Source organism: Cohnella xylanilytica (assembly GCF_014212175.1).
GTDB classification, from domain to species: domain Bacteria; phylum Bacillota; class Bacilli; order Paenibacillales; family Paenibacillaceae; genus Cohnella; species Cohnella xylanilytica.
Genome location: NZ_JACJVR010000172.1, coordinates 1 through 3,592 on the forward strand (window position 1 = coordinate 1; position 3,592 = coordinate 3,592).

2 protein-coding genes are annotated in these 3,592 nt (G+C 65.4%); both read left to right on the plus strand.

Annotated elements, in window-relative coordinates:
* Window positions 1-1,941: chemotaxis protein CheA (locus tag H7B90_RS32270; RefSeq protein ID WP_185140016.1), on the plus strand; the 1,941-nt coding region annotated here is incomplete at its 5' end.
* Window positions 1,942-1,983: 42 nt separating this feature from the next.
* Complete coding sequence (locus tag H7B90_RS32275; protein ID WP_446483103.1) at window positions 1,984-3,525, plus strand: methyl-accepting chemotaxis protein; 1,542 nt, start codon at window positions 1,984-1,986, stop codon at window positions 3,523-3,525.
* Window positions 3,526-3,592: the final 67 nt, after the last annotated feature.

Genomic DNA, 3,592 nt, shown 5'->3' on the forward strand with positions numbered 1-3,592 from the left:
CCGAGCATCGAGGAGCTCGGGGAACCGGAGAGGCGGCACGGCTTCGTCATCATGCTGCTCATTACGCCGGAGCCGGAAGAGAAGGTCGCGGCCCGGATGGCGGGTCTGTCGCAGCTGGACGGCATCGAGGTGACGGCCGTGCGGATGGACGATCTGCAGCCGGAAGGCGGATTGCCCGGAACCGGGGGAGGCGCTCCGGGAGTCCGGGGAGCGGAGCCGGCCGGCCCCGCGGCGTCCAAGCCCGGCGGCGAATCTCGCCGGACGGGCGCGACGGTGCGCGTCGACGTCGAACGGCTGGAGAAGCTGCTTAACCTTGTCGGGGAGCTTCTCATCGACAATACCCGGCTGCAGGACGTGAGGCGGCGACTCGGGGAGAAGTACGCGGACGAGCCGGAGGCGGACGAGCTCTCGGAGATCGGCCACCATATCGGCAAGGTCATCGGAGAGCTTCAGGACGGCATGATGAAGACGCGCATGCTGCCGATCGAGCAGCTGTTCAACCGGTTCCCGCGCATGATGCGGGACATGGCCCAGCAGCTCGGCAAGGAGATCGCCCTCGTCCTCGAAGGCAAGGAGACCGAGCTGGACCGCACGCTGATCGAAGAGATCACCGATCCGATCATCCACATCCTCCGCAATTCCGCCGACCACGCGATCGAGACGCCGGAAGAGCGAGAGAGGCTGGGCAAGCCGAGATGCGGCACGGTCGTCCTGAAGGCTTCGCACGAGGACAACCAGATCGTCATCTCGGTATCGGACGACGGAAGGGGGATCGACCCGGCCCGGATCAGGGAGGCGTCCGTCCGCAAGGGGATGGCGACGCAAGCCGAAGCGGACCGGATGTCCGACCGGGAGGCGGTCCGGCTTATTTTCCACTCGGGGGTCTCCACGGCCGCAAGCGTCACCGACCTGTCCGGGAGAGGCGTCGGCATGGACATCGTCCGGGCGCACATCGAACGGCTGAACGGCCTGATCGACATCGACACCGAAGTCGGCAAGGGGACGACGTTCACGATCAAGCTGCCGCTTACGCTCGCCATTATTCGCGCTCTGCTTGTGGGGGTCGGGGACAGCACCTTCGCGCTGCCGCTCGGCAACGTGGTCGAGATCGTCCGGCTGGAGCCGGATCAGATTCAGACCGTTCGGGGCCGGGAAGTGTGCCTGATCCGGGGCACGGTATTCCCGCTCGCGAGACTGGGCCGCAAGCTCGGAATAAGCGGAGGGGATCGCGAGCGCAAGCCGGGAGAACGGCTGCTCGTCGTCATGATCGGCGTGGCCGACAGAAGAGTGTGCCTCGCGGTCGACCGGACGATCGGCAACCAGGAGATCGTCATCAAGTCGCTCGGCGCGTACGTCGGGCAAGTGCCGTACATGGCCGGGGCGACGCTGCTGGGCGACGGAACGATCGCCCTCATCCTGGACGTGGCGGCGCTGTCGCGGGAAGACGGGCTCGGCTTGGCGCAGGAGGGGACGGCGGGGACGGAAGCCCGGGCGGAGACGGAGACCGGGGAGCAGTACGTCTCCTTCCGGATGGATTCGGAGATATACGCCATGCGAACCGACCGGGTGAAGGAGATCATTCCCGTTCCGCCGATCTCGCCGATCTCTTCGGCGGCGTCCGGAGTGGCCGGAATGATTCGCTTGAGAGGCCGTACCGTTCCGGTTCTCGATCTTAGCCGTGCGCTGAACCTTCCTCCCCGCAAGCCGCTGCCGTCGTCCCGCCTTATCGTCGTCGAATCGGACGACCGGGAAGTCGGGGTGTGGACGGACGAGATCGGCGAAGTGTTCAAAGCCCGGAAGGACGAGATCGAGCCGGCTTCGGACGTTCTCCCCTCGACGGGAGGAGAGCGGATCGAAGGCATCTGTCATCGCGCGGGCCGGATGGTCGTCGTGCTGGGCATCGACGCCTATCTCCGGGAGATGCTGCGGGCAACCTACTGAACCTACTAATCCATTCGAAGAAGGCAGGCACACACCATGACCATGACGATTCGCACGAAGCTGCTGGCAAGCTTCTTCGCCGTGTTGGCGCTTATGATCGCCGTCTCGGCGATCGCCGTGACCCAGATGGGAAGGATGGGGAGTTACGCGAAGGAGATCGACGGCCGATGGATGCCGAGCATGAGCATTCTGACGAACCTGAACGCCAACGTGGCGGACGTCCAGCGGCTTCTGCTGAGAATCACGCTGGAGACGAAGGTTTCGGAGGAAGAGAGGCTTAAGGAGAAGCTGGACGGGCTGCTCGAGACGATCAAGAAGGAGAGCGCCGAGCTCGAGCCGATGTTCCTGAGCGATCAGGCCAAGGCGGCGTTCAAGGATTTCTCCGGCAATTTCGAAGCGTACACGGCGAACATTCCATCCATCCTGAAGGCGGGAATGGGGGCTTCCGACTATACCGAGGTCATCCGGTTGATCGGAGAGACGCAGGACAACTTCAACCAATCGCAGAGCGCGATCAAGGTTCTGGTCGAGCTGTGCACGACCAAGTCCAACGACGCGACCGACGGCTCGGTCCAGGTGTTCGTCTCCGGACGCGCGCTCGTCATCGGGTTGAGCGCCGTCGCCGTCGTCCTGGCGCTGCTCCTTGCCCTCTGGATCTCCCAGAGGATCTCCTCCCCGCTTCGGAAGATCGCGGATCTTCTCTCCCGGGTCGCGACCGGCGACCTGACGCAGACGTCCTCGATCAAGCTTCGCGACGAGATCGGGCAGGTGTCGGATTCCGTCAACGAGATGGTGGGCAATCTGCGCAAGCTCGCCGGCAACGTGGCCGGCTCGTCCCACAGCGTGGCGTCGGCTTCCGAGCAGATCTCCAGCACCTCGCAGGAGATCGCGAGCAGCGTGGCGGACCAGGCTTCTTCGGTGCAGAGCATCAACGAGCTGTTCCGCGACCTGTCCCGGGCGATCGAATCCGTCGCCCAGAACGCCGAGGAGGCGGCCGCCCTGTCCGACAACACCCGGCAGGGGGCGCTCGAAGGCGGCAAGGTCGTGCAGGAGTCGCTGCAGGCGATGAACCAGGTGCACGAGGCGATGTCCCGGCTGCAGGAAGACTCGGACAAGATCGGCGACATCCTCGAGGTGATCGCGGACATCGCCGAGCAGACGAACCTGCTGGCCCTGAACGCCGCCATCGAGGCGNNCGCCGTCGTCGCCGACGAGGTCCGCAAGCTGGCGGAACGCAGCGGCACCGCGACCAAGCAGATCGGCGCCATCATCAAGGGGATGCAGGGCAACACCGAGAACAGCTCGTCGGCCGTCGAGAAGGCGGTGGCGCTCTCGCGCCGGACCGGCGAGGCGCTCGAGGGCATTATCTCGCGGGCGAACGAGACGGCCCAGCAGGTGGCCGAGATCGCGGCGGCGAGCGAAGAGCAGGCCGCCCAGTCGGAGGAAGTGCAGCGGGCGATCGAGACGATCGCGTCGGCGAGCGACCAGGTGGCGGCCGCCGCGGAGGAGACTTCGGCTTCCACGGTGTCGCTGACCCAATTGGCCGAGGAGCTGCAGAGGCACGCCTCGGCGTTCAAATTATAATCGGCGGAGGGAACGCCTTATGAGCCAGACGGCGGAACAGGCGGAACTGTCGGAGCAGGCGGAGCAG